This is a genomic window from Achromobacter sp. 1012554356, from assembly GCF_059760815.1.
Genome location: NZ_JCBANC010000025.1, coordinates 20,343 through 46,455 on the forward strand (window position 1 = coordinate 20,343; position 26,113 = coordinate 46,455).

26 protein-coding genes and 1 tRNA gene are annotated in these 26,113 nt (G+C 66.2%); 13 read left to right on the top strand and 14 right to left on the bottom strand.

Annotated features, from left to right (window positions below):
* Window positions 1-12: 12 nt before the first annotated feature.
* On the top strand, window positions 13-408 hold the full coding sequence (locus tag AC6LJW_RS14710; protein WP_498087651.1) for a GtrA family protein: 396 nt from the start codon (window positions 13-15) through the stop codon (window positions 406-408).
* Here the strand turns inward: AC6LJW_RS14710 and AC6LJW_RS14715 are convergent.
* Window positions 362-1,951 (bottom strand): ArnT family glycosyltransferase, encoded by a 1,590-nt coding sequence (locus tag AC6LJW_RS14715; protein WP_498087673.1) that lies wholly within the window; start codon window positions 1,949-1,951, stop codon window positions 362-364. The two genes, AC6LJW_RS14710 and AC6LJW_RS14715, sit on opposite strands and share 47 nt — an antisense overlap.
* A 2-nt stretch (window positions 1,952-1,953) precedes the next feature.
* Entirely contained in the window at window positions 1,954-3,000 is a 1,047-nt protein-coding gene (locus tag AC6LJW_RS14720; RefSeq protein ID WP_056564271.1) for a glycosyltransferase family 2 protein, read from the bottom strand.
* Between the two features lie 151 nt (window positions 3,001-3,151).
* Here AC6LJW_RS14720 and AC6LJW_RS14725 point away from each other — a divergent pair, with 151 nt between their 5' ends.
* The 5 genes from AC6LJW_RS14725 (at window position 3,152) to AC6LJW_RS14745 (ending at window position 7,325) form a co-directional block, all read left to right on the top strand.
* Window positions 3,152-3,679: a GNAT family N-acetyltransferase gene (locus AC6LJW_RS14725; RefSeq protein WP_056564273.1), complete on the top strand. Its 528-nt coding sequence runs from the start codon at window positions 3,152-3,154 to the stop codon at window positions 3,677-3,679.
* A gap of 156 nt (window positions 3,680-3,835) precedes the next feature.
* Complete coding sequence (gene gltS, locus AC6LJW_RS14730; protein ID WP_498087652.1) at window positions 3,836-5,044, top strand: sodium/glutamate symporter; 1,209 nt, start codon at window positions 3,836-3,838, stop codon at window positions 5,042-5,044.
* 2 nt (window positions 5,045-5,046) lie between these two features.
* Window positions 5,047-6,543: a TAXI family TRAP transporter solute-binding subunit gene (locus AC6LJW_RS14735; protein WP_498087654.1), complete on the top strand. Its 1,497-nt coding sequence runs from the start codon at window positions 5,047-5,049 to the stop codon at window positions 6,541-6,543.
* A 42-nt stretch (window positions 6,544-6,585) separates the two neighbouring features.
* Window positions 6,586-6,852: a hypothetical protein gene (locus AC6LJW_RS14740; RefSeq protein WP_056564281.1), complete on the top strand. Its 267-nt coding sequence runs from the start codon at window positions 6,586-6,588 to the stop codon at window positions 6,850-6,852.
* 5 nt (window positions 6,853-6,857) lie between these two features.
* A complete protein-coding gene (locus tag AC6LJW_RS14745; RefSeq protein ID WP_105237313.1) occupies window positions 6,858-7,325 on the top strand; it encodes a YaiI/YqxD family protein in 468 nt (155 codons plus the stop codon).
* 35 nt (window positions 7,326-7,360) lie between these two features.
* Here the strand turns inward: AC6LJW_RS14745 and AC6LJW_RS14750 are convergent, their stop codons facing one another.
* The 7 genes from AC6LJW_RS14750 to AC6LJW_RS14780 all read right to left on the bottom strand — a co-directional run bounded on the left by AC6LJW_RS14750 (window position 7,361) and on the right by AC6LJW_RS14780 (window position 14,474).
* Window positions 7,361-7,528: a hypothetical protein gene (locus AC6LJW_RS14750; protein ID WP_175125403.1), complete on the bottom strand. Its 168-nt coding sequence runs from the start codon at window positions 7,526-7,528 to the stop codon at window positions 7,361-7,363.
* A gap of 302 nt (window positions 7,529-7,830) precedes the next feature.
* Window positions 7,831-7,905: transfer RNA gene (locus AC6LJW_RS14755), tRNA-Val, on the bottom strand.
* A gap of 61 nt (window positions 7,906-7,966) precedes the next feature.
* A complete protein-coding gene (gene dnaQ, locus AC6LJW_RS14760; protein WP_056564283.1) occupies window positions 7,967-8,692 on the bottom strand; it encodes a DNA polymerase III subunit epsilon in 726 nt (241 codons plus the stop codon).
* Between the two features lie 72 nt (window positions 8,693-8,764).
* Window positions 8,765-11,863 carry an efflux RND transporter permease subunit gene (locus AC6LJW_RS14765; RefSeq protein ID WP_056564286.1) on the bottom strand — a complete coding sequence of 1,033 codons (3,099 nt, stop codon included), beginning with the start codon at window positions 11,861-11,863 and terminating at the stop codon, window positions 8,765-8,767.
* Window positions 11,864-11,893: 30 nt separating this feature from the next.
* Window positions 11,894-12,976 (bottom strand): efflux RND transporter periplasmic adaptor subunit, encoded by a 1,083-nt coding sequence (locus AC6LJW_RS14770; protein ID WP_056564289.1) that lies wholly within the window; start codon window positions 12,974-12,976, stop codon window positions 11,894-11,896.
* A gap of 206 nt (window positions 12,977-13,182) precedes the next feature.
* The gene (gene rnhA / locus AC6LJW_RS14775) at window positions 13,183-13,644 is read right to left on the bottom strand and encodes a ribonuclease HI (protein ID WP_056564292.1); all 462 of its coding nucleotides are present in this window, start codon (window positions 13,642-13,644) and stop codon (window positions 13,183-13,185) included.
* Window positions 13,645-13,694: 50 nt separating this feature from the next.
* A complete protein-coding gene (locus AC6LJW_RS14780) occupies window positions 13,695-14,474 on the bottom strand; it encodes a class I SAM-dependent methyltransferase (RefSeq protein WP_056566875.1) in 780 nt (259 codons plus the stop codon).
* Between the two features lie 19 nt (window positions 14,475-14,493).
* Here AC6LJW_RS14780 and gloB point away from each other — a divergent pair, with 19 nt between their 5' ends.
* From gloB to fabI, 3 genes are all read left to right on the top strand, one after another.
* Entirely contained in the window at window positions 14,494-15,315 is an 822-nt protein-coding gene (gene gloB, locus AC6LJW_RS14785; protein ID WP_056564295.1) for a hydroxyacylglutathione hydrolase, read from the top strand.
* 7 nt (window positions 15,316-15,322) lie between these two features.
* Window positions 15,323-16,741 carry a transglycosylase SLT domain-containing protein gene (locus AC6LJW_RS14790; protein ID WP_056564301.1) on the top strand — a complete coding sequence of 473 codons (1,419 nt, stop codon included), beginning with the start codon at window positions 15,323-15,325 and terminating at the stop codon, window positions 16,739-16,741.
* A gap of 130 nt (window positions 16,742-16,871) precedes the next feature.
* Window positions 16,872-17,657: an enoyl-ACP reductase FabI gene (gene fabI / locus AC6LJW_RS14795; protein ID WP_056564303.1), complete on the top strand. Its 786-nt coding sequence runs from the start codon at window positions 16,872-16,874 to the stop codon at window positions 17,655-17,657.
* Between the two features lie 34 nt (window positions 17,658-17,691).
* Here the strand turns inward: fabI and AC6LJW_RS14800 are convergent, their stop codons facing one another.
* The gene (locus tag AC6LJW_RS14800) at window positions 17,692-18,090 is read right to left on the bottom strand and encodes an OsmC family protein (RefSeq protein ID WP_056564306.1); all 399 of its coding nucleotides are present in this window, start codon (window positions 18,088-18,090) and stop codon (window positions 17,692-17,694) included.
* Between the two features lie 202 nt (window positions 18,091-18,292).
* Between AC6LJW_RS14800 and AC6LJW_RS14805 the strand changes: the two genes are divergently transcribed.
* On the top strand, window positions 18,293-18,970 hold the full coding sequence (locus tag AC6LJW_RS14805) for a tellurite resistance TerB family protein (RefSeq protein ID WP_056564309.1): 678 nt from the start codon (window positions 18,293-18,295) through the stop codon (window positions 18,968-18,970).
* Between the two features lie 44 nt (window positions 18,971-19,014).
* Here AC6LJW_RS14805 and AC6LJW_RS14810 read toward each other — a convergent pair whose 3' ends face one another.
* The 3 genes from AC6LJW_RS14810 to AC6LJW_RS14820 form a co-directional block, all read right to left on the bottom strand.
* The gene (locus AC6LJW_RS14810) at window positions 19,015-20,001 is read right to left on the bottom strand and encodes a tripartite tricarboxylate transporter substrate binding protein (RefSeq protein WP_498087656.1); all 987 of its coding nucleotides are present in this window, start codon (window positions 19,999-20,001) and stop codon (window positions 19,015-19,017) included.
* Between the two features lie 19 nt (window positions 20,002-20,020).
* Window positions 20,021-20,905 (bottom strand): carboxylating nicotinate-nucleotide diphosphorylase, encoded by an 885-nt coding sequence (gene nadC, locus AC6LJW_RS14815; RefSeq protein WP_498087658.1) that lies wholly within the window; start codon window positions 20,903-20,905, stop codon window positions 20,021-20,023.
* An 82-nt stretch (window positions 20,906-20,987) separates the two neighbouring features.
* Window positions 20,988-21,917, bottom strand: coding sequence for an NUDIX hydrolase (locus AC6LJW_RS14820; RefSeq protein WP_498087659.1), 930 nt, complete (start codon window positions 21,915-21,917; stop codon window positions 20,988-20,990).
* A 220-nt stretch (window positions 21,918-22,137) separates the two neighbouring features.
* On the opposite strand from AC6LJW_RS14820, the gene AC6LJW_RS14825 reads away from it, so the two are divergent.
* Window positions 22,138-22,365 (top strand): hypothetical protein, encoded by a 228-nt coding sequence (locus AC6LJW_RS14825; protein WP_056564320.1) that lies wholly within the window; start codon window positions 22,138-22,140, stop codon window positions 22,363-22,365.
* A gap of 48 nt (window positions 22,366-22,413) precedes the next feature.
* On the opposite strand, the gene AC6LJW_RS14830 is transcribed toward AC6LJW_RS14825, so the two are convergent.
* Window positions 22,414-23,319 (bottom strand): LysR substrate-binding domain-containing protein, encoded by a 906-nt coding sequence (locus tag AC6LJW_RS14830; RefSeq protein ID WP_427985009.1) that lies wholly within the window; start codon window positions 23,317-23,319, stop codon window positions 22,414-22,416.
* A 138-nt stretch (window positions 23,320-23,457) separates the two neighbouring features.
* Between AC6LJW_RS14830 and AC6LJW_RS14835 the strand changes: the two genes are divergently transcribed.
* Together AC6LJW_RS14835 and AC6LJW_RS14840 are read left to right on the top strand one after the other, a co-directional pair.
* Entirely contained in the window at window positions 23,458-24,438 is a 981-nt protein-coding gene (locus AC6LJW_RS14835; RefSeq protein ID WP_056564325.1) for a Bug family tripartite tricarboxylate transporter substrate binding protein, read from the top strand.
* 4 nt (window positions 24,439-24,442) lie between these two features.
* Window positions 24,443-25,735, top strand: coding sequence for a hypothetical protein (locus AC6LJW_RS14840; protein ID WP_498087660.1), 1,293 nt, complete (start codon window positions 24,443-24,445; stop codon window positions 25,733-25,735).
* Window positions 25,736-26,113 lie beyond the last annotated feature (378 nt).

A 26,113-nucleotide genomic window follows, 5' to 3' on the forward strand; every position in this document is an offset into this window, starting at 1 on the left:
GCAACATCCCACATGCGCGCCCTCATCCGGCAAATCACCCTTTTCGTCGCCGTCGGTTGCGCCGCCGCGGCAACGCATTGGGCCGTTGCCGTGGGCTGCGTCGAAGCGTTCGGCGCACCGCCGCTGGCGGCCAACCTGATCGGCTGGATGATCGCCTTCGTGGTGTCCTTCAGCGGCCATTACCGGCTCACGTTCCGACATTCGCCCATACCCTGGACCGTAGCGGCCCGTCGTTTCCTTTTCATTTCAGCGATCGGTTTTTTGATCAACGAATCGGCCTACGCCTGGCTGTTGCACGCCACCAACGTGCCGTACGACATACTGCTGGCACTGATCCTCATCGGCCTGGCGTTCGCAACGTTCATCGCCAGCCGGCTGTGGGCGTTCCGGCACAAAGCCGTTCCTTAAGCGCCGCATCCGCCTGCAACAGCCACATTGCATGCCGAGCGCTGGTGGCGATCGGCTTGACCCCGTGCATCGGCGAGTAGACCGCGCCGTCGCCATGGTTACCCCACACCCAGAACCGCGCGCCGTCCGGCGCCGCGCACAGCCGCGCATTGAATTGGTCGGCGCTGACCAGCACCTGCGCGCCGGTGACCGGATCGAACTTCGCGGCGTCGTACAGTTCCTTGCGCCAGTTATCGCGCACCGGCACTTCCGGATTGAGCCAGTCGTCCACGACCCACGTGGGCCGCGGCGCCCGTGCGTATAGCGCCAGATCGAAAGGGTAGGCGTGCAGCGAGACAAAGGTGTCGTCCGGGCGCGCCTCCTGCCGCACCACCTTGGCCAGCGGCGCGGCGCTGCCCCGGACATTGAACGCCGCAATGCCCACGGCGATGACGCAGATTCCGGCTGCGACGGCAGCGCTGATGCGCACCAGGCGCGGCGTTATCCCGCCCGTGTCGGTGCGCCACGCCGCCAGAATGACCTCGGACAGCAAAAAGGCGAGCGGCGCCAGCGCCGGCAGCACATAGCCAATCAGCTTGGAATGCGGCAACGAAAAGAACACCACCACCACGGCGAACCACACCGCCGCCAGACGCCGCAGGCTGCGCGCTGGCCCCTCGGCCCAAAATGCGCGGCGCAGGATGCCGCCGCCCCACAGCGACCACGGCAGGCTCAGGCCGGCCAGGACCGGCAGATAGAACCAGAATGGCTGGGCATTATTGAAGCCGGCGGCGGCGAAGCGCTGGAAATGCTGATAGACGAAGAAGTAGTCGTAAAAACCGGGATACCGCAGTTGCATCAGCACGAACCACGGCGCGGCGATCGCCACGAACACCAGCAGCGCCGGCAGCCAGACCAGCGCCACCAGTCCGCGCCAGCGCCTCTCCCAGACCAGCCAGAGCAGCAGGATGGCGCCCGGCAGCACCAGGCCGATCAGCCCCTTGGCCAACACCGCCAGCGCGGCCAGCGCCGCGGCACCCACGACCATCCCGCGCGCCCCCTCGCCGTGTTCAACGCGTAGCACACCTTCGGCGGCGGCCAGCACGCACAGCGTGATGAGCCCCGCGACAAGCATGTCCAGGTTGGCGAACTGCGCGCCGCCATAGAAGAATGGCATGGTGCAAAGCGCCAGCACGGACAGCGTGGCGGCAAACGGGTCGCGATGGCGGCGCACGAAGGCGTACAACCCGGCGGCGGCAGCCCAAGCGGCCAGCCAGGACGGCACCCGCGCCGCCCACGGGTGCGCGCCGAACACCGTGAACGACAGCTCGGTCAGCCAGTAGAACAGCGGAGGCTTGTGAAAGTACGGCATGCCATCCAGCAGCGGCACGGCATGCGAGCCGCTGCGCAGCATGTCCCATGCCACCCCGGCATAGCGCCCCTCGTCGGGCAGGGTCAGCGGACGTATCCACGCCAGCCAGGCCAGCCAGATGCCGACGGCCAGCAGAAATCGTCCTGCCGGCGGGGTCCATTCGGAGCGCGCCGGTTTGATGGGGTCCGCCATCATCAGCCCTGCGCCTTGCCTGCGGGACGGCCACGGCTGCGCCGCACGACGAACAGCGGCCGGCCTTTCACCTCGTCGAAGATTCTGGCCACGTATTCGCCCACCACGCCCAGCGAAATCAGATTGACGCCAGCAAAGAACAGCACCGCCGTTACGATGGTCGTCCACCCGGAGACGGCGTTGCCGGACATCAGGTAGCTGCCCACGAGGAACGCGGCATAGGCCAGCGCCAGCACGGCAAACACCACCCCCACCAGGCTGACCATGCGCAGCGGCCACGTCGTGAACGCGGTCAGGCCGTCCAGCGCCAGCCGAAAGAGGCGCATCCCGCTGTAGGTGCTGGTCCCGTGCATGCGCTCGTCCGGCGTGTAGGGCACGGCCTCGCCCTTGAACCCGACCCAGGCATACAAGCCCTTCATGAAGCGCGTGCGCTCAGGCAGCGCGATCAGTGCGTCGACCACGCTGCGGTCCATCAGCCGGAAGTCGCCTGCATGCGCCGGCACCTGCACGCCGCGGGCGTTGCTAAGCAGTTGGTAGAACCAGCGCGCACCCGAACGCTTGAGCCAGGATTCATCGGCGCGATCACGCCGCACGGCGTACACCATCTCGGCCCCGGCGGACCATCGCGCCAGCATCAGCTCGATCAAGGCGGGCGGATGCTGCAGGTCGGCATCCAGGCAGACGACCACGTTGCCGCTGGCGGCTTCCAGGCCCGCGCTCAGCGCGGCTTCCTTGCCGAAATTGCGGGACAACTGCACGTGGCGGAAGCCCTCGTGCTCGGTCCATTCCGCCATCAGCGCGTCGGTGCCATCCGTGCTGCCGTCGTCGGCCACGATGATCTCCCAGCTTGTGCACAGCGCGGAGAGCCGGTTGCGCAGCAGCGGGAGCAGCACCCGCAGGTTCTCGCATTCGTTCAGGCACGGAATCACGCAGGTGACCCGGATGTCATACGGCACGTCGGCCGCCTGCGGCGGCCACACGGACCTCAGTGGCAGAGATTTGGCCAGCACTTGCGGTGCTGGCGGATCGGACCGGAACTGGATGTGCATAAGGTTCTGAAAAGGCGGCATGCGGGACACGATGCGGTGCAGTATGCGCAGGGCCTCGTCGAATTTTCATGAAATGCCGGCGCGGGCCCGGCCGCTAAAATGGCGGCCACCTCCAATCTTCGGGGTTGCCATGCAATACCAAGTCCGTCCCATGCTGGCCAGCGATGTGGACGCGATCCTCCAGGCCCAGACCCTCGCCTATCCGCAGTTCCTGCTGGAAGGCGCCAGCTTTTTCCTGAACCGCCTCGCGCTTGCGCCGCGGTACTGCTGGGTCGCCCAACCGGACTCGCCAATGGCTTCTGGCGCCCTGCTGGGCTATCTGATTTCCTATCCGTGGGATGCGGGCCTGCCTCCCGCCCTGGATGTGCCGCTCTCCGCGCTGCCGGCGCGGGCCGACCACTGGTTTCTGCATGACTGCGCGGTCGTGCCGGCGGCGCAGGGCATGGGCGTAGGCCAGGCACTGGTGGGCGCCGCCGCAGCAAGCGCCATGGACAACGGTCTGACATGCGCCAGCCTGGTGTCTCTGGCATCGGCGGCAGGCTATTGGATGCGTCATGGCTATGCGCCGCTTGCCCCGCAGGCGCCCGGCCTGGCCGAAAAACTGTCTGGCTACGGCGAGGGCGCCAGTTACATGTCGCGCGCCTTTCCCTTCCCGGCGGCACGCCCGTTGCGCCCCTGACGGCGCCCCCCTCCCCGTGTACACGCGCACGGGGCTGGACGTAAGATAGCTTCGCAGTCCGCAAGCGATGCGGCGGCAAGTGGCCTGAACAGCGGGCTTGAACAGCGGGTTTGAACAGCTTGTCTTGCTGCGCCCCGGCGGGGCGCGAAGGTTCATATGATCTCCCTTTCGCCCGTCCAATCCCTACTCGCCTGCTGCCTCGTGCTCGTCATCGGACGAGTCATGACCACGCGCATCGGCGTCCTGGCGCGCTACAGCATTCCGGATCCCATCGTGGGCGGGCTGCTGTTCGCGGTGGTGGCCTACCTGCTGTCGACGTGGGGCGGCGTTGCTGTCTCGCTCGAGACCAGCATCAAGCCGACGCTGCTGCTGCTGTTCTTCGGCTGCATCGGGCTGACCGCCAACCTGAAGCTGCTGGCGCGCGGGGGCCCGCGCCTTATCGCCTTTCTGCTTGCGCTGATCCCGTTTCTGGTCCTGCAGAACGCCGTGGGGTTGGGCATGGCGTGGTTGCTGGATATGCACCCGCTCATGGGCCTGCTCGGCGGCACGATCACGCTGGTGGGCGGTCACGGCACCGGCGCGGCCTATGCGACGCGCTTTGCCGACTTCAACAACATTCAGGACGTGATGCCGCTGGCCATGACGGCGGCGACGCTGGGACTGGTGCTGGGCGGCGTGGTGGGCGGCCCCGTGGCGGAATGGATCATGCGCCGCCACAAGGTGTCGGGCAGCCTCGACCACACCGCGGCCGAAGGCCACCAGGCCGTCGACCTGAACGACGATCACCAGCCGCCCACGGCCGGATCGTTCATCCTGTCCATGACCGCCGCGTTCGTCTGCCTGGTCGTCGGGGGCCTCCTGGCGGCGCTGGTGGAAGATGCCCCGGTCAGCCTGCCCAACTTCCTGTGGTGCCTTGCCACCGGCGTGCTCATCCGCAATGCCGGCCCGCTGGTGGGCATCCGGCTGGATGATCGCGCCACCGACATCATCGGCACGATTTCCCTGTCGTTGTTCCTGGGCATGACGATGATGACGCTGGACCTGTCCAGCGTCGCGCGCCTGGCCGGTCCGCTCGCGCTAATGCTGGCGGTGCAGACGCTGGCCTGCGCGCTGTATGCCTCCTGGGTGGTGTTCCGGCTGCTCAAGCGCGACTACGAGGCCGCCATCATGTCCGCCGCGTTCTGCGGCTTTGCGCTGGGCGCCACCGCCACCGCCATCGCCAACATGCAGGCGCTCACGCGCCGCCATGGCCCGGCGCCGGAAGCGTTCATCGTGGTGCCCGTCACCGGCGCTTTCCTGGTGGACATCCTGAACGTGATCGTCCTGAGCTCGCTGATCTCCTTGCCGTTCGTGGGAGGGATGTAGCCATGTTCAAAAGATTCTTGATCGTCCTGCTGTGCGCGATGCTGGCCGCATGCGGCCGCGCGCCCGATGCCGACGCCCTGCGCGCGGACGTCACGCGCAGCCTGAACGCCACCTATGGGCAGGACCTGTTCCGCATCGCAGATCTCAAGCGCATGGGATCGGCCACGGACAGCACCGCCCCGGCCGGCGAAACCCGGCGCGTCGTGTATTACGACGTCGACCTGGAACTGACCCGCGACATTTCGCTGGGCGCGTGGGACCAACCCGGCGCGGCGTCGCTGGTGACGCTGCTGGGCGCCGGTCCGCGCAGCATCAGCGGCGTGAAGTCCGGAGGCAACAAGGCCGGCGACCGCATCATTGCCCATGCCAGCGCCATTTACCGCGAAGACGACGGCGCCTGGAAGCTGGTGACGCCCGCGGGATTCAAGGCGGCCGAGGCGCCCTCGCTGGATACTGGCGCGCCGCCGCCCGTTACGCGCCAGCTGCTCGACACGCTAGACCAGATCACCCACTCGGTAACCTACAGCGCGTCCAGCACGGCCCAGCACGTCGTCCAGCAGGAACTGGAACGCTCGGTCGCGCGCATCAACGGCCGGCTGTCCCGGTTGCAGCAGGGTTACCCGCTGGCCGGCGGCCCGGACCGCGGCGAGTACCTGGCCTTTGCGCGCGCGCTGAGCGATGTGGCGCGCGCCCGCCAGATCCGGGTGTCGCCGCTTATCACCGGAGGCGGGGCCGACAACATCGCGTTGCTGCGTGGCGGCGACGCCGTGGTGGCCCTGGCGCAGGCCGATACCGCGCGGATGGCCTACGAGGGCACGGGTCCCTTCGCGGGACAAGGGCCGTTTCCCGGCCTGCGCGCGCTGGGCAGCCTGTACCCGGAAATGGTCCATATCGTCGTGCGCGACGATCCCGCGATTCGCGGTGTGCGGGACCTCAAGGGCAAGACGATCGCGCTGGGTCCCGAAGGGTCGGCCGTGCGCGCCACGCTGCAAACCGTGCTGGCGGCGCACGGTCTGCAGGCCGGGCGCGATTACAAGGTGTCGGATACGCCGTTCGTTGCCGCCCTGCCGCTGCTCCAATCCGGGGCGGTCGATGCCGCCGCCCAGGTGATCGGGGTGCCGGCCACGCCGCTGCGCGACGCGCTGATTCCCGCGCAGCTCAAACTGCTGCCGCTCGATGCCGAGGCGATCAAGACACTCACGTCCGGCGACAGCGTGCTGATGCCGCTGGACATCGCAGCCGGCACCTATCCCAATCAGCAGGAACGCATCCCCACCGTGGGCGTGGCGGCCCTGATGCTGACCACCACCGACCTCACGCGCGACGAAGCGCTTGTCGTGGTGCGCGCGGTCTACCAGGCCGGCCAGGACCTGCTGGCAGCCGGTTCGACGCAGGGCTCGCAGGTGTCGGCGGCCACCGCCCGGCTCGGCCTGAGCGTGCCGCTGCACGACGGCGCCGAGGAAGGCATTGCCCAACTGGAGCTTGCCAAACCGCGCTGAGGCGCGTTGCGTCTATGATGGCGCTCCCTATCAGGAATTCCGATGAACAAATTCGATCTTCAAAAGAACCAGGCCCTCAAGCTGGCCGGCCAACTCAAGCAATCGGCGACGCCCGACCGCTTTGGCGCCTCGTCCCAAGTGCCCGACCGCCGCGAGCAGCGCAAGCTGGATCAGGCCGCCGGCCTGGTGCCCTTCCCGCTGAAGCTGTCGCAGGCGCAGGCCGACAAGCTGCGCGCCGCCGCCGCCGAACGCGGCGTGTCGACCAACGACCTCGTGGCCGAGGCGCTTGAGAAAGCGCTGGGCGCATAAGCGCGATGCACATCTGGGTCGACGCGGACGCCTGTCCCGCCGTCATCAAGGACATCCTGTTCCGCGCCGCGCAGCGCTGGCAGGTGCCTCTGACGCTGGTGGCCAACCAGGCGCTCTACACGCCGCCGTCGCCGCTGATCCGGGCCGTGCAGGTGCCGCGCGGCTTTGACGTGGCCGACGCGCACATCGTGGAGCGGGCGGAAAAGGGCGACCTGGTCATCACCGGCGACATTCCGCTGGCCGCGCAGGTGCTGGAAAAAGGCGCACTCGCGCTCAATCCCCGCGGCGAACGCTATTCGCCGGAAACCATCCGCGAACGGCTGGCGATGCGGGACATGATGGAAGAACTGCGCGCCAGCGGCGTGGACACGGGCGGTCCGTCGTCGTTCAGCCAGTCCGACCGCAAGGCGTTCGCGAACCAGCTCGACACCCTGCTCGCGCGGGTGGCCCGCCAGCAGGCGCAGAAAAGCTAGAAACCGCCGGCAGGGCCCGCGGTCAGTTAGCAGCGTCAGTAGAAGGTGATATATGCCTTGTAGATGATCGCGCCGATCGCGGTGACAAGGCCCAGGCCCATCAGGGTCATGCCGAGATTGCGGTCACGAAACCCGAAGCCGATCAACATGAGCGCCACGCCGGTGCAGATGATGATGAGCATGGTGTTGGTATGCGGACCCATGGCCTTCTCCTGTTTTGCTCGGCAGTGATTCGCCGATTTATCGATGATAGGCAGGCGTGCAACACGGCTCGTCGCAACCGGCAGCAGCCAGGTTGCGGCAGATCAGAAGAAGAGTAATGAATCGAAAACAAAAAAGCCAACCGATGAAGGTTGGCTTTTTGCGTGTTGCCTGACTAGTGTTGCCTGGCTACTTACTGCCCGAAGAACAAAACCGATATCGCTGAATTACTGCTGCATTACTTCCGCGACCCAAGCCTTGTCTTTTGGGGCACTTCGAAGGCTGTTAAGCCTGAGAAGGTCTTTGGTGGGTAGTACTGGGTTCGAACCAGTGACCCCTGCCGTGTGAAGGCAGTGCTCTACCACTGAGCTAACCACCCCGAAAGAGGCGAAATAATAGCACGAAAATTTAAACGTGCGCAAGTCGCCCCTGAATAACTTTCAGGCGGCCGCCGCAACCGGCGCATCGAGCTTGCGCCAGATGCTCTCGCCGCCGACGCTCTTGTCCAGCGCGGCCACGTAAGCCTCGTGCTCGGCCAGTTCTTCGGCGCTGGCGTACAGCACCGGCAGCCCCGAGGCGTCAAACTTGGCCAGCACCAGGCCGTCGCTGCCGGTACCCGCGTTGTCGTCCACGTCGATCAGCAGCGCGTCCTGGCCGCGCGTCATCGCCAGCCAGACTTCGGCCAGGAGCTGCGAGTCGAGCAATGCGCCGTGCAGCGTGCGATGCGCATTCGAGATGCCGAAGCGGTCGCACAGCGCGTCCAGTGAATTGCGCTTGCCGGGGAACATCGACCGGGCATGCATCAGCGAGTCGGTGACGGTCTCGCAGAACTCGGTGATGGGACCGCGGCCCGTCTTCGCGAGTTCGGCATTGAAGAACTTCACGTCGAACGCGGCGTTGTGCGCGATCAGCTCGGCGCCCTGGATGAACTTGACGAATTCGTCCGCGACCTCTGAAAAGCGCGGCTTGTCCGACAGGAACTCGGTGGTCAGCCCGTGCACCGCCAGCGCCTCGGGATCGCTGTCGCGGTCCGGATTCAGGTAGATGTGCAGGTTGTTGCCCGTCGCCATCCGGTTGACGAGCTCCACGCAGCCGATTTCGACGATGCGATGACCCTGTGCAGGGTCCAGTCCGGTGGTTTCAGTGTCAAAGATGATCTGGCGCATAACGATTCCGACGCGTCTAGTCCGACGCTTCTATTCCAACGGGTCGATTCCGAAAGGTTTATTCCGACGGGTCTATTCCGAAGTTTGGGGCTGCGAGGCCGGCGGCGTGTGCGGTTGGTGCGCTTCGCTGCCGGACTTGCCTGGCTTCTTGCGTGCGGTGGCAATCAGCGTATAGGCCACCGGCACGACGAACAAGGTCAGTAGTGTACCCAGCAACAGCCCGCCGACCAGAACCCAGCCGATCTGCTGGCGCGATTCCGCCCCCGCGCCCGTGGACAGCGCCAGGGGGACGGTGCCCAGCACCATGGCGCCCGTCGTCATCAGAATGGGCCGCAGGCGCAGCACGCTGGCTTCGATCACGGCCTCGAACAGTTCCCTGCCCTCGTCGCGCAACTGGTTCGTGAATTCCACGATCAGGATGCCGTGCTTGGTGATCAGGCCGACCAACGTGATGAGCCCGATCTGGCTGTAGATGGACAGCGTGCCGCCCGTCAGCCAGAGCGCCAGCAACGCGCCCGTCATGGACAGCGGCACCGACAGCATGATGATGAACGGATTGCGCCAGCTTTCGAACTGCGCGGCCAGCACCAGATAAATGAACGCCAGCGCCATCGCAAAGACCAGATAGATGCTGCCCGACGAATCGCGGAACTCGCGCGACTGGCCGTCCAGGTCGGTGATGATCGTGTTGGGCAGGACCTCGCGCGCCACCTGGTGCATGTGCTCCAGCACTTCGCCCAGCGCGTAGCCCGGTGCGACGGCCGCATCGATCTTCACGGCACGCAGACGGTTGAAGTGGTTGAGCGACTGCGGCGACACGCCTTCGTGCACGCCCAGCAGGTTGTCCAACTGGACCATGCTGCCGTCACGCGCACGCACATAGATGCCCGAGATGTCGGTGGGATTGGCGCGGTCGCGCGGCGTCACCTGCACGATCACGTCGTACTGCTCGCCTTCGTCCTTGTAGCGGGTGACCTGGCGGCCGCCCAGCATGGATTCCAGCGTGCGGCCCACGACGTCCACGTTGGCGCCCACGTCGGCCATCTTGTCGCGGTCTACGCGCACGCGCAGCTCCGGCGTGTTCAGGCGCAGGTCGGTGTCCAGGTTCAGCAGGCCCGGATACTTGCGCAGCTCGGTCAGGAAAATCTCGGTCAGCCGCGACAGTTCTTCGTACGAGGCCTGGCTCATGATGATGAATTCCACCGGCTTGGACCGGGCCGATTGGCCCAGCGACGGCGGATTGGTCGGGAAGGCGCGCACGCCCGGCAACGACGCGAACTGCGGCTGCAATTGCTGCGTGATGGCCTGCTGCTTGCGCTCGCGTTCTTCCCAGGGCTTCAGGCGCAGGATCGCGGTGCCGTCCGTGACCGTCGGAAAGCCCACCGTGACCTGGCTGCCGCTGGCTTCGGGGATGTCGGCATAGAACTTCTCGATGCCCAGCATGCTGTCCAGCGTGTAGTTCAGCGTAGCGCCCTCGGGCGAGTTCACGATGCCGAACACCACGCCCCGGTCCTCGACCGGCGCCAACTCGCTCTTGACCACCTTGAACAGCACACCGCTGCCCGCAGCCACGGCCAGCCCGATCACCACGACGATCCAGCGGTGCCGCAGCGACGCGCCCAGCAGGCGGCGATAGCCGTTGCTCATGCCGTTCAGCCAGCCTTCGATCAGGTTGTACCAGCGGCTATGGCTGGTCTCGTGCCGCAGCAGCACGGAACACATCATGGGTGTGAGCGTCAGCGCCACGAAGCCCGACACCAGCACCGCGCCGGCCAGCGCCAGCGCGAATTCAATGAACAGCCGGCCCGTGCGCCCCGTTGCGAACGCCAGCGGCGCATACACGGTGACGAGCGTCATGGTCATGGCGACCACCGCGAAGCCGATTTCCTTCGACCCCCGCAATGCCGCTTCCTTGCGCGGCATGCCGTCCTCGATGTGCCGGTAGATGTTCTCCAGGACCACGATCGCGTCGTCCACCACCAGGCCGATCGCCAGCACCATGGCCAGCAGCGTCAGCGTGTTGATGGAAAAGCCGAACAGGTACATCAGCGCGCATGCGCCCACCAGCGACACCGGGATGGTGACGATGGGAATGATGCTGGCGCGCAGGTTGCGCAGGAAGAAGAAGATCACCAGCACCACCAGCACGATGGCTTCAACGATGGTGTGGAACACGGAATCGATGGACCGCTCGATGAACACCGACGAGTCGTACGCGATGTTCAGCTTCATGCCGGCGGGCAGCGTCTCGTTCAGCCGGGCGACTTCCTGGCGGGCCGCCTTGGACAGTTCCAATGGGTTGGCCGTGGACTGCCGGGTGACGCCGATGTTGATGGCGGGCTTGCCATTGAAGCGGGACAGGATGCGGTCATTGGCGGCGGCGATCTCGACCTTGGCCACGTCGCGCATCCGCACCGGATAGCCCTTCACGTTGGCGACGATCACGTCCTCAAACTGGGCCGGAGTCTGCAGATCGGTCGCGGACACCACCGAGAATTCCCGCGCACGCGATTCGATGCGCCCGGCCGGAATCTCCACGTTCTGGCTGCGCAGCGCGGCTTCGACGTCCTGCACCGTCAGGCCGTAGGCGGCCAGCTTGTCGCGGTCGACGTAGATGCGCATGGACGGCAGCCGCTCGCCAAAGACGCGCACCTCCGCCGCCCCCGGCAGCACCGACAGGCGGGTCTTGATGTAGCGGTTGATGTAGTCGGACGTCTGGATGGCCGAGAACGATCCGGATTCCACCGCGATGTAGATGATGGGCTGGGAATCCGCCTCGACCTTGCCGATGATGGGCTCGTCGATCTCGTCCGGCAGAAAGCGCCGCGCGCGCGAGACCTTGTCGCGGACTTCGGCCGCCGCGGCGTCCGGGTCGCGCGTCAGGTTGAACTTGATGTTGATCTGGCTGCGCTCGGACCGGCTGCGCGAAGTCATCACGTTCACGCCTTCGATGCCGGCCAACTGGTCTTCCAGCGGCTTGGTCACCTGCGATTCGATCACCTCGGGCGAGGCGCCCTTGTACGTGGTGTCGACCGACACGATGGGTTCGTCGATCTTGGGGTATTCGCGCACCGTCAGGCGCGAATACGAGATCAGGCCGATCAGCACGATGATCAGCGACAGGACCGACGCGAACACCGGGCGCTTGATACAGGTTTCCGAGATACGCATGGTGCTATCGCTGAAAGGGTAAGGGGCCGGCTATTGGCCGTTGCCCACAATGGTCACGGGCGCGCCATCGGTCACGCGCTGCAGGCCCGAGACCACCAGCTGGTCGTTCAGGGCGACGCCGGTCAGGATCTCGACACGGCCCTCGCGGCGCTCGCCGATGGTGACTTCGCGCCGGTGCGCCACGCCGTTCTCGACCCGGTAAACGTACTGCGTTTCGCCCGACGGCGATAGCGCGGCTTCCGGCGCGACCAGCGCCTTGTCCTGGTTGAACAGCAGTTGCACGCGGGCGAACATGCCGGGCCGCAGCACGCCGTCCTGGTTGGCGACGGTAGCGCGCAGCAGGATGGACCGTCCGCCCGCGTCGACCAGCGGGCTTACCGCGTACACGAGCCCTCGGCGCTCCTGGCCGGGCAACGCGTCCAGGCGCAGCGTCAGTTGCTGGCCGACCCGCACCTTGCTCAAGTACATCTCGGGCACGCGGAAATCCACCTTGAGCGGATCGATCGCCTCGAGCGGCGCCAGGTCCTGGCCCTGATTCACGTAGTCGCCCACCGACACGCTGCGCAGGCCGACGATGCCCGCGAACGGCGCGGTGATCGTCATCTTGTCGAGCCGGGCCTGGGCCAGCGCCACGGCGGCCTCCTGCACCTTCAGCGTGCTGGCCGACTCGTCGCGGGCCTGCTGGCTGACGAAGCCTTTGCCCTGCAGCTCGACGGCGCGTCGGTAATGGCTTTGCGCCAGCGTCAGGTTCGCGCGCGCCTGCGCGAGTTCAGCGCGCGGCACCGAGTCGTCCAGGCGGATGAGCAACTGGCCCTGCTTGACGGGCTGCCCTTCCTTGAAGTCAATGGCCTGGATGCGCCCGGCAACTTCCGGGCGCAGGACGACGGATTCATCGGACCGCAGGCTGCCCACGGCCGACAGGCCACGCGCAAAGGGAATTTCCTGGACGGCGGCCACGGCGACGCGGGACGGCGCGGCGGGCGCGGTTTGAGGTTTGGCGTTGACCGGGACGGGAGTGGCGGACGGCGCCAGCCAGCGCGGCACAAACACGCCGAGCGCGGCCCCCGCGGCCAACCCTGCCGCGACGGCGGCCAGCAGTACAGCTTTTTTCATGCGCGAAAGTGGCGGTGTTGCGGCGCGGACCGGGCATGCCCCACTCGGACGTCGCCGCAGGAACTGGAGGAAGGGTTGGCACTTTAGCACCCGAATTTACATACTGGAACAATCCTGAAGCGCGATGAAAGAACTAAATCTGCCCTAGCGGGCCGATTTGAGGGTATTTCCGGATGCCGGCGGGGCTGCCGGGCGACCGATCCGGTTCAGGCGCGGCGGGCGACCTCGACGCCCATGTTGGCAAGCTGGTCCGCGCGCTCGTTGCCCGGGTCCCCCGCGTGGCCGCGCACCCAGCGCCACGAGACCTGGTGGCGCTGCACCTGTTCGTCCAGCGCCTGCCAGAGCTCGGCATTCTTGACCGGCTTTTTCTCGGCGGTGATCCATCCGCGCCGTTTCCAGTTGACCAGCCACTCGGTCATGCCCTTCATGACATATTGCGAGTCGGTGTGGATGGTGACGACGCACGGGCGCTTGAGCGCGCGCAGGCCTTCGATGACCGCCAGCAGCTCCATCCGGTTGTTGGTGGTCTGGAGTTCGCCGCCATGCAGCGTCTTTTCGTGCGCGCCGGCACGCATGAGCACGCCCCAGCCGCCAGGACCTGGATTGCCCTTGCAGGCGCCGTCGGTCCACATTTCCACTTTCTGATCGTTCGCTTTGGTGTCCTGCATGGTGCTGCGTGCGTGTCCTTGTTCTTGCAAAGTGAGGCCGGCCCGGCCGCTCAGGAGGGGTCGAAGCCGTCGTCCGCCTGGCGGTTGACCACCACCGAGGCCGCGCGTGCGCGCTTGGGTTTGGTCTTCCAGGCAGGCCCGATGATACGCATGCCGGTCACGCGCTTGACCGCCGACACCATGTAAACCGCGCCGCCCAGGCTCCACCAGCGGGCGCCGGCGGACTCCAGGAAGCTCCAGCGCTGGAGCCATTTTTCGCTGCGGCAGGCCGGCGCGTAGCAGCCGAACTGGCTTTCATCGACCTCCAGCGACAGCAGCTTGAACCAGTCCTTGAGCCGCACCAGCGATACCTGGGACGACGGCGGCTGCGGCAGCCAGGGTTCCATGCCGGGCATGCGGGTACGCGCGCCCCACATGCTCCAGGGATTGAACCCGGAAATGACGACGCGGCCCTCCGGCACCAGCACGCGCTCGACTTCGCGCAGCACGTTGTGGGGCTCGGGCGTCAGTTCGAAGGCGTGCGGCAGGATCAGGAGGTCGACGCTTTGGGATTCGAATGGCAGGGCCTCGGGCTGCGCGACGACCACGCGCGACTGCCAGCCGGGCATGTTTTCCGGTGTAGGGGTCTCGGTGCCCACATAGCCCTTGAACGGCATCCGGTTCGCCCGCAACAGGTTCAGGTCGGCCAAGCCGACCTGCCAGGCGTAATATCCGAAGACATCCGCGACGGCCGCGTCGAACTGGGCCCGCTCCCACGCCAGCACGTACTGGCCCGGCGGCGTCTGGAACCATTCGGCCAGTTCTACAATCGGCGGAGTTTCTTCTGCCACGTTTTTTCCTTCGAATCCCATGCAAGCCTTGACCGCCCCCGCAGGCGGCCGCGAACGCAACGCCGCGGTCTTGCCTTTGCCAGCCTTTTCCGACAACTACATCTGGGCGATCGTCCGCGACGGCCAGGCGGCTGTCGTGGACCCCGGCGAAGCCGGACCCGTATTGCAGTTTCTGGATCAGCAAGGCTTGAAGCTGCGCGCCATTCTACTCACGCACCACCACGGCGACCATGTGGGCGGCGTGCTCGAATTGTCCCGCATCGAGGGCATCACCGTATATGGTCCGGCGCGCGAAAAGCTGCCGCGTTGCGACGTCCGTCTGGCCGAAGGCGACCGCGTGACGCTGCCGGAACTGGACGTGGACCTCACCGTGCTGGACGTCCCGGGGCACACCGCCGGGCACATCGCCTATGCCGGCCGCGCGGCTGGCGTCGAGCACGCACTGTTCTGTGGCGACACGCTTTTCGCGGGCGGCTGTGGCCGGCTTTTCGAGGGCACTCCAGCGCAAATGTTTGATTCCTTGGAAAAATTTTCCGCTTTACCCCCGGATACAAAAGTTTTTTGCGCACACGAGTACACTCTAGCGAACCTTCGCTGGGCATCGGCCGTCGAACCGGCCAACCGCGACCTGCAAACGTGGCACCTGCGGGCCCAGCAATTACGCGCGGATGGTCACCCCACGCTTCCTTCGACCATCGGTCAGGAACGCGCGACCAATCCGTTCTTGCGCACGCAGCAGCCCGACGTCGTTCAGGCCGCCGCAGGCTGGGCCGGACGCCACCAGAATACGCCGGTAGAGGTTTTTGCCTCCCTTCGCGAATGGAAGAACGACTTCAAGTGACCACCTGATGAATCTATCCCGACTCCTTCTGCCGCTCATGCTGGCAGTCCTCGCCGGTTGCGCAGGAACCAAAGCTCCCGATAGCAAGAACCTCACCACCAATTCCCAAGGCCGATACATCGCCCGGGACACTTCCCGCACGATCGACCTGACCAACCCGCCGGCCGACGCCTGGGACCGCATCCGCCGCGGTTTCGCGATCCCCAACCTGAACACCGATCTCTCCAAGCAGTGGACCGACTACTACGCGTCCCACCCGGAAGCGGTGCAGCGCATGGCGGAACGCGCAGGCAAATACCTGTATTTCATCGTCGACGAGATCAACCGCCGCGGCCTGCCGACCGAGCTGGCACTGCTGCCCTTCGTCGAAAGCGCGTACAACCCGACGGCGTTGTCGCGCGCGCAGGCCTCGGGCCTGTGGCAGTTCGTGCCGGCCACGGGCCAGCACTTCAACCTGAAGCAGGATTGGTGGCGCGACGAGCGCCGCGACCCCATCGCCTCGACCAACGCGGCGCTGGACTACCTGGAAAAGCTGTTTGAAATGCAGGGCGACTGGTACCTCGCCCTGGCCTCGTACAACTGGGGCGAAGGCTCGGTGCAGCGCGCCATGGCCAAGAACGAGGCCGCCGGCCAGAACACCGACTACCTGTCGCTGAACATGCCGGACGAGACCCGCAACTACGTGCCCAAGCTGCAGGCCATCAAGAACATCATTGCGGATCCGCAGCGCTACGCCGTGGCCTTGCCGCCCGTGGGCAACACGCCGTATTTCGTGACGGTGCAGAAGAACAGCGACATCGACCTCGAAATCGCCGCCAAGCTGGCCGAAATGCCGCTGGACGAATTCAAGGCCCTGAACCCGTCCTTCAACCGCCCGGTCATCCGCGGCGACCACGGCCCCACCCTGCTGCTGCCGGCCGACCGCGTCGAAATCTTCAACGCCAACCTCACCAATTACAAGGGCGACCTGTCCGCCTGGAAGGTCTACCATTCGCGCCGTGGCGAGTCCTACGCGGCCATCGCCAAGCGCTTTGGCGTGTCCGAGGCCTCGCTGCGCGAGACCAACGACATCAGCCGCCGCCAGAAGTCCGCGAACGGCCAGGCGCTGCTGGTGCCGGGCGACCCCGGCACGGGCGGCGTGCAGATCGCATCGCTGGCCCCGCCGGTGGGCGCGCTGGACGCGGCGCCGCAAGACAGCAAGGCCGCCGCGCCGCGAGGCCGCGCCGCGCAGGCGCCCGCCGCCCGCGTCGCCAGCGCCCGTCCCAACGTGCGCAGCCACAAGGTCCGCCAGGGCGACACCCTGTTCTCGCTGGCCAAGCAATACGGCACCACGGTCGACGCGCTGCGCGCGCTCAACAACATCAAGGGCAGCGCCCTGAAGATCGGCACGCAGCTTCGCGTGCCGGGTACGAACGCACGCGGCTGATAGCCGCCACACTCGACGCGGCACCCCGGCGCGGCGCCCCGCACGGGGGCCGCGCCGTCTTGCCCGCTGGCCCGCCAAATTCCCTAAAATAGGCGGCCTCCAGAAGGGAAAAAATTTCAAGGACACATCTATGGGCTTTCTCGCCGGCAAGCGCATCCTGGTTACCGGGGTGCTTTCCAACCGTTCCATCGCCTACGGCATCGCGCGCGCCTGTCATCAGCAAGGCGCCGAGCTCGCGTTCACGTACGTGGGCGATCGCTTCAAAGACCGCGTGAGCGAATTCGCCGCCGACTTCGGCAGCAACATCGTGCTGCCCTGCGATGTGGCCGAAGACAGCCAGATCGACGGCGCCTTTGCCGAGCTGGCCAAGCACTGGGACGGCCTGGATGGCCTGGTCCACTCCATTGGCTTTGCCCCGCGCGAAGCCATTGCCGGCAACTTCCTGGACGGCCTGTCGCGCGAAGGCTTTCGCATCGCCCACGACATCTCCGCCTACAGCTTTGCCGCCATGGCCAAGGCCGCACTGCCCCTGATGGAAGGCCGCAACGGTTCCGTGCTGACGCTGACGTACCTGGGCGCCGAGCGCGTGGTCCCCAACTACAACACGATGGGCCTGGCCAAGGCGTCGCTTGAAGCCAGCGTGCGCTACCTGGCCACGGCGCTGGGCCCGCGCGGCATCCGCGCCAACGGCATCTCCGCCGGGCCGATCAAGACCCTGGCCGCCAGCGGCATCAAGGACTTCTCGGCCATCCTGAAGTTCGTGGAAAGCCAGGCCCCCCTGCGCCGCAACATCACCATCGAAGACGTCGGCAACGTCGCGGCCTTCATGCTGTCGGACCTGGCTGCCGGCGTGACCGGCGAGATCACCCACGTGGACGGCGGTTTCTCGACCATCGTTCCGGGCATGGAAGAGTAAGACTTCCTCGGGCGGGGCCTGGCGCCCCGCGCTCTCAGTCCTGCCGCACGATCAGCGTGGACACCTGCACGTCCACTGCGGTCATCAGCTTGTGGATCGGGCACTTCTCGGCCACTGCCAGCAATTCGTCGATCTGCGCATCGGACAGCTCGCCGTGCAGCGTCAGCTTGGCGGTCAAACGGTAGATGCCTCGGCGCTCCTCGCTGGCATCGCGCACCACTTCCACCCCCACCGATTCCAGCGGCAGGCCCTTGCGCTGCGCGTAGACCATCAGGGTCATCGCCTTGCAGCCGCCCAGCGCGGTATCGAAGTAATCATGCGGATCCGGCCCCTCGCCTTGCGGCTTCGGCATGTCCAGCGGCAGGTCGTGACCTTCGGCCGTTGCGGTGAATTGCAGGGTCTGGGGCGCATTCTGGCGCACGCGGATGCTCATGGATCGGTTCTCCTGTGTTGGGACTGCCAGGGACAGCCTGGATGATCGGGCTGGGCCTGCTTGGGACGGCCGGCCGGCGACAAGGACGTTTGTAGCACTTGCCGCAGCCCTGCGGGGCCGGATCGTCCGCCTGACGGATAGCTGAACTTCCTGCCGCGGCCGTGGTCCGATATCCCTGACCGAACGTTTTACAGGAGGCCGCATGAGCGCCCGGCAATTACTCGATCAACTGTTGCAGTCCGGACAAGGCCTGCTTTCCGACACCACGAACCGCGTCCAGAACGCCACCGGCGGCAAGGGTTCGTCCCTGCTGTCCGGCTTGGGCGGCGGGGCCCTGGGGGCTGGCGCCCTCGGCCTCTTGATGGGCAGCAAGAAGGCCCGCAAGATCGGCGGCAAGGTCGCCATGTACGGCGGCATGGCCGCGCTGGGCGCATTGGCGTATCGCGCCTACGGCGACTGGCAGCGCAAGCAGGCTGGCGCGCCCACTGCCCCGCCCCAGACGCTGGACCGCTTGCCCGCCCCCGAGGCCGAACAGCACAGCAACGCCGTCCTCACCGCCATGATCGGCGCGGCCAAGGCCGACGGCCACATCGGCCCCGAGGAAAAAGCCCTGCTGGAAACGGAACTGGCCAAGCTGTCGTCCGACGCCCAGGACCGCCGCTGGCTGGAAGCCGAGCTGTCACGCCCGCTGGATCCCAGCGTGATCGCCCAGTCGGCCAAGACGCCCGAAATGGCGGCGGAAATGTACCTGGCCAGCCTGCTCGTCGTGGACGAGGAAAGCTACATGGAACGTGCCTACCTGGACGAGCTGGCGCGTCAGCTCAAGCTCGAACCGGGCTTGAAGGAGCAACTGGAGCAGCACGCCAAGGCTGCTGCCTGATCACAGAAGCCGAAGTTGCGGCCGAACACGCGGCCGCATTTCGTTCAATCCGCGCGCAGACCGATCGCCTCGGTCAGCGCGGTATAGCGGTCGATATCCGCGCCGATCATCTGCTGAAATTCCTGCGGCGAACTGCTGGCGGGCGTAAAGCCCTGCTCGCGCAGCGCCGCCTGCACATCCGGCCGCCGCACGATCTTCGCCACCGCCGCATTCAGCTTGTCGACCACCGCGGGCGGCGTCGCTGCCGGGGTCAAAAGCCCGTGCCACTGATCCAGCGCATAGCCTGACACGCCCTGCTCGGCCACCGTCGGCACCGTGGGCATCAGCGGCGACCGCGCGGGCGACGTCACGGCCAGCGCGCGCAGCTTGCCTGCGGCGATCAGCGGCGCCGCGCTGGAAGCTGTCACCACCCCCACGCCTACCTGCCCTGCCATCACATCGGTCAGCGCCGGGCCACATCCTTTGTACGGCACCTGCTGCATCACCGCGCCCGTCTTGCGCGACAGCATCTCGCCCGCCAGATGCTGAGGCGTGCCGTTGCCGCACGTCGCAAAGGCCAGCGGCCTGTCCGGCACGGCGGCGGCCACCGCGTCATCAAGATTGCGCAGGGGCGACGCCGCCGGCACGACAAACACCGAGGGCACGAAGGCCACATTGATGACCGCCGCGAAATCCCGCTTCGGAGAGAAACCCAGGTTGCGATAGACGCCCGGGTTGATCGCGAACGAACTGTTCACCATCAACAGCGTGTAGCCGTCGGGCGGCGACTCGGCCACGATCCGCGCGCCGATGTTGCCGCTGGCTCCAGGCCGGTTCTCCACCACCACCGGTTGCCCCAGCGACTCCTGCAGACTGGCGCCAATGCGGCGGGCAAGCAGATCGGTGCCGCCACCCGGCGGAAACGTCACCACGATCGTGATGGGATGCGACGGATACGACGCATCGCCCGGCGCCTCGCCCGAGGGCGGATTGCCGCAGGCCGTCAGCGACAGCACAAGAAGCGTAAGAGACTTAGGCAGCAGGCGTTTCATGTTGGGGACCAATGAAAAGTCAGGCGTCCAGGCCGATGTCCAGCACCTTGGCGCTGTGCGTCAGCCAGCCCACGGCGATCTGATCCACCCCGGTAGCGGCCACGGCCGCCGCGGTGTCGGGCGTGATGCGACCCGAGGCTTCCGTGATCGCCCGACCCCGCGCCATGGCGACGGCGCGGCGCAGGTCATCCAGGCTCATGTTGTCCAGCAGCACCACGTCCACGCCAAGCGATAGCGCAACTTCCAACTGCTCCAGCGTGTCGACTTCCAGCTCGATCTTCACCATGTGGCCCACGCCGGCGCGCGCACGCTCGACGGCCGTTGCCACGCTGCCGGCCAGCGCGATGTGGTTGTCCTTGATGAGCACCGCGTCGTCCAGCCCATGGCGGTGATTGCTACCGCCGCCCACGCGCACCGCGTACTTCTGCACCGCGCGCAGGCCGGGCATGGTCTTGCGCGTGCACGTGACCCGCGCGCCAAAGCCGGCGATGACCCGGGCGATCGAGGCCGTGGCCGTCGCCACGCCGCTCAGGTGGCACAGGAAATTGAGCGCCACGCGCTCCGCGCTGAGCATCGCGCGGGCATTGCCGTGAATGCGTGCGATCTCCATCCCCGGCTCCAGATCACTGCCGTCGCGGCGCGACACCGTGAAGGCCAGACCCGGGTCCATCGTGCGGAACGCCAGGCGGGCCAGATCCAATCCCGCCAGCACGCCCTCCTGCCGCGCCACCAGTCGCGTCTCGGCGGTGGCGTCGGCCGGCACGATAGCGTCGGTGGTCAGGTCGCCAGCGCGTCCCAGATCCTCCAGCAAGGCCGCCCGCACGAGCGGCTCCAGCATGACGTCCGGCAGCGGCGGAACGGGAAGGCGATCGGCTGCGAGGGGCTTTGCGGCTTTAATGCTCATTTTGAGTATTTGTAGCGTAAAAAAAGGCGCGCAAGATTTGCGCACCACTTATGCTAAATATGAGTATAAGCCTTGTCAAGCTTCAAACGACGCGCGACACGGGAAGCTTGCTGCCTGCAATGGCCCGCTCCAGCAGCACATCGCGCCGGAACCGGAACAGCTTGGCGGGACGCCCGGCCGTGCCGGTCGCCATGGCGCCGGTCTCTTCGACCAGATCCTGCTGCTCGATGAAGCGGCGGAAATTCTGCTTGTGCAGCCCCCGCCCCGCCAGCGCCTCAACCGCCATCTGCAACTGCAACAGCGTGAATTCGTCGGGCATCAGCTCAAACACCACCGGCCGATACTTGATCTTGGCGCGCAGCCGGGCGATCCCGGTGGCCAGGATGCGGCGATGGTCGTGACGCATTGGCTGCCCCGGCACCACCGCCGTCTCGCCGGTGCGCCGCACCGACTCGGGCACCAACCCGGCTTCGAACAGCAGCTCGTAGCGCTGCAGCACCATGTCCTCGTTCCACGCCGCGCCATCCAGCCCGAAGGTGATGGCCGCGCGCTGCTGGCGGCGCGCGCGGACCGATGCGTCCGCGCTGCTTTCGCACCACGCGGTAAGCCGCGGCACGATCACGTCCTCGACGAGCGCCGGCGTGCCCGCGCGCCGGTCTTCCCACGGAAAGTAGCGATACCAGTCCTGCCAGCCGACTTGCGCCACGCCCGTCTCGCCCGCTTCGCGCGTCAGGCCCAGGTAGCTGACAGAGATGACCCGCCCGCCCGACTCGTCGGAACGGTCGCCGTCCGCAAAGGTATACAACTGCTCGACATACCCCAGCGGATGATGGGTCTGCGCCTCCACCCAATCGCGCAGGCCGGCCTGCAGCGACCGGTGCGACAGCTCGAACGGCCCGGCCGGCAACGCCCGCGCATCGTCCGTCGTCAGCACGCGCGGCTCGCCATTGGTTACCGCGACCAGCACGGCAACGAGTTCAGCATGGACGGAGCGTTCGACGGATTCGGTCAAGGTGGGCGTGGGGTATCGAGGATGGACGTTCGGTGGAAACGGCGGCGCGAAGCTCGAGATTATAAGGATGCAGTGTGGCAAGTTTTGATGCCCGCGTCCTGCAACAGCCCCTTGCAATCGTGACATCCGGATCGCTGTCTGACTTGGGCGGCGGTTCTAAGATGGGTCCATGTCCAGGCGCGGCGCCATCCTGGCCTCGCGCGCAGTCGGAGCAATCGCCATGCTGAAAACCACCCCTGATCCCACCACCGCGTCCAAGGGTGCGGACGAACAAAAGCCCCCGACCGACCCGCGCAAGGGCACCGAGACCCTGCCCATGCCCGACGAAAGCAAAGTCGTGGCAGGCATGCCGCGCCGCGGCCGCGCCATCGCGGAACCCGGCGAACCCGGCGTCATCACGCCCGAGGACGACGTGCTCGATACCTCGTACGACACGCCCAAGACATAAAGCGGCCGTCGTCGCGCGCACACGGATCGCCGGCGTAAAGCCGGCGATTCACATTGCAGCGGGCAACCCCTGGCAACGCGCCGCCAGGATATCCACAAATGCTTCCGTGACAAGGGATGGCGCCGTCTGCGTGGGATAGGCCATGCTGACGCGCACCGGCAGGCGCGGCGTGAAGGGACGGATGGCAAGCTGCCCTGCAAACACCCCCGCGATGTACGGATTGACGATGCCCAGCCCGCTGCCCGCCGCAGCCAGCGCGCAGATCGTCGATGAATAAGTGGTTTCGATTTCGGAAGCGGGCTGGACGCGGTGGTCTTGCATCGCGCCCCGAAGCTGCAAGTACACGTCGTCATCGGCATTCAGCACAAGCAGCCGGCGCGCGTGCAAGTCCATGATGTCCACGGACGCCCGATCGGCCAACGGATGATCCGGCCGCATCACGCACACTGCCGCGCTTTCATGCAGGCTGCGTAGATTGAATTGCATGCCTTCCAGCGGCGCGGTGGTTACCACCAGGTCATACGTGCCATGCAGCAATCCCTCGCGCAGATACTGGCTGCCGACCGTCTGCATGTTGATATGGACGTCCGGATAGCGCTGCGCGAATTCCTCCACCGCGCCGGGCAGCATGCCCAGGCCCAGCGCTGGCGTGCACGCCAGGCGCAGCACCCCGCTGCCGCTGCGCCGCATCGCCGCGACGCGGTCCTCGATGCGCTCCAATCCCACGAAATGCCGCTGGACCGTATCGAAAAGATCCTTCGCTTCCCGAGTCGGCCGCAGGCGCCCACGCTCCATGTCGAACAGGCGCAGACCCGTCGCCTGTTGCGTCTGCGCCAACAGCCGGCTGACCGAGGGTTGAGTGGTACGCAGCATCTGGGCGGCGCCGGTCGTGGTGCCCGCCAGCATGACGGCATGGAAGGCTTCGATCTGGCGGAAATTCAGCGGTCGGCTCATGGCATCACATGGTATGGCAATTCTGCATAGGCTATGTGCAAAAAAGAATTTTTTCAAATAGTCGGCGACTCCTACACTGGCTTGGCCAGGTCGCCGCCAGATGCGCCCGCCACGAATCCACTATTTGGGGAAATCACCATGAATCGACGCCGATGCCTCTTGCAGGCCATGTGCCTGACCTTCGCGGGCGCCGCCTTGCCGCTCGCCGCCCAGGCCCAATCCCACTATCCCGATCGCCCGGTACGCATCATCGTTCCGTTTACCGCGGGCGGCAGTTCCGACATCCAGGGGCGCCTTCTGGCCGAACATCTGGGCAAGCTGTATGGCCAATCCGTCGTCGTCGAAAATCGGCCGGGCGCCGGCGGTCACATCGGCGGCAAATTCGTCGCGGATTCCGGGCCGGACGGCTACACCCTGCTGCTCGGTTCGATCGGCCTGCATGCCACGTACGGCGTGTACAAGTCGCTCAACTACCAGCCCGCCAAGGATCTGAAGCTGATCACCGTCGTGGCCGAGATGCCGCACGTCGTCGTGGCCAACCCCGCGCTGCAGGCCAACACCCTGGCTGAGCTCACCACGCTGGCCAAGGCGCAGCCCGACACGCTGCACTTCGGCTCGGCCGGCGTCGGCTCATCCGTGCACATGGTCGGCGAGCTCTACAAGATGGCCGCGCAGGCGCCGATCGTGCACATCCCGTATCGCGGCAGTTCGGCCGCGACGAACGACCTGCTCGGCGGCCAGATCCAGTTGCTGTTCGAAAACGTGCCAACCACCATCGGCTACATCCAGGCCAACAAGCTGAAGGCACTGGCCATCACCGGCGCCACCCGCTCGCCCGCCCTGCCCGACGTGCCGACCGCGGCGGAAGCCGGCCTGCCCGGCCTGACCGTCACGTCATGGACCACGCTGGCAGCCAGCAAGGACGTGCCCGACGCGCTGATCGAGAAGATCAGCGCCGACCTCAAGCGGATCTACGCCGACCCTGCGTTTCGCAGCGGCCTGGAACGCCTGGGCATGACGCCCGTGGGCAACTCACCCGCTGATGCGCGCGACTTCGTTGAGCGCGAGCGCGCCCGCTGGAACAAGGTCATCGAAACCGAACACATCACTGCTGGTTGAACTCATGAATCGCATGCTTGCCGCGCCCATCGCCTGCCGCCGCCTGGACGACGCGCCGTATCACCACTTCTTCGGCTACTACAACAAGACCGTCTGGCATCGCGACGGCCGCTACCTGCTGGCCAACCGCACCGCCTTTGCCGATGCCGTGCTGACGCCCGACCTAACCGCGCAGGTGGGCTATTTCGACCTGCTAGATAATGACCGCTACCACGCGGCCGGCGAAACCTCCGCGTGGAACTGGCAGATGGGCTGCCAGCTTCAATGGCTGGACGGCGCCGCCAGCCCGCAGATGATCTACAACTGCCGCAGCGCCGACGATAGCGGCTTTTACCCCGGCTTCCGATCCGCCATCCACGACATTGCCACCGGCCAGACACGTGCGCTGCCGCTGCCCATCTACGTCGCCGCCCCCAGCAGCCGCTATGCGCTGTGCGTCGACTACCGCCGCCTCTACATCACCCACCAGACCATCGGCTACAGCGAACACGCCCCCGCCCCCGTCGAACTCGCGCCTGCCAACGACGGCATTCATACGATGGACCTGGAAACCGGCGCGCACCGCCTGCTGGTCAGCTACGCCGACCTGCGCAACTTCCATCCGCGCGACTCGATGGCACGCGCCATCCACTGGGTCAGCCACATCGAGGTCAATCCGTCTTCCACGCGCATCCTGTTCCTGCACCGCTGGACCGAACGCGTCGCGGACGAAACCTGCTTTCTGCATCGGCTCATCACCATGAACGCGGACGGCAGCGACATGCGCCTCTTGGAATGCTCCGACCATCCGCTGCCGCAACTGGCCGATGACTTCGATCCGAACGCCGTGGGCACCTTCGACTACGAGAAGTCCGAATACCAGATCTCGCACCCGCTCTGGCGGGACGACACGTCGATCATCGTCTGGGGCCCCCACGCCGGCAGCATCCACTATCACCTGTATGAAGACGCCCCTGACGGGCACGTACAGGTCGTGGGCGACGGCGTGCTGACCGAAAACGGCCACATGACATTTTCGCCGGTCAACACGCGCTGGCTGCTCAGCGACACCTATCCGGACAGCACGACGCACGAGCGGATCCTGTTCCTCTACGACATGCAGACCGGCCAGCAGCACGCGCTGGGCAGCTTCTATGCCGATCCCAACCTGTCAAAGGAAAACCGCTGCGACCTGCACCCGCGCTGGAGCCGTGACGGCAGACAGGTCTGTATCGACTCCGTGCACGAAGGCGAGCGGCAGATGTATGTGCTGGACGTGTCGCCGATTGTGGAGAGCGACGGGCAGGCCGTTATTTAAACGGCAAATCCGCGACGGCATCGCGCAGTTGTGACGCCCGGTGGTAGTTGAGCGCCGCCACGCATCGCAACCTGCCGATCTCTCGCGAATTGCGCGCGCCCCCGCCGATCAACGACATCGAAAACGCATATCGCGCCGTCCGGTATCGCGCGAACTCCCTTGATCGTCCGCCAATCCAAGGACAAGTATCCGGCCGTGGCGGACAGATGCCTGTTGTACTCGTTGACGGCCGCCTGGATCTCGCAATCCCATGCGTGCCATTTGGCATCCCCCACGGCCCGGGTCAGCCCGTCCTGCCATTCGCTCAAGCTCGTCTTCGCCGGTCCCGCCATCTCCCCTCCTTGCATGCGTATGCAAGTCAAAGAGTGTCGGTCTGTG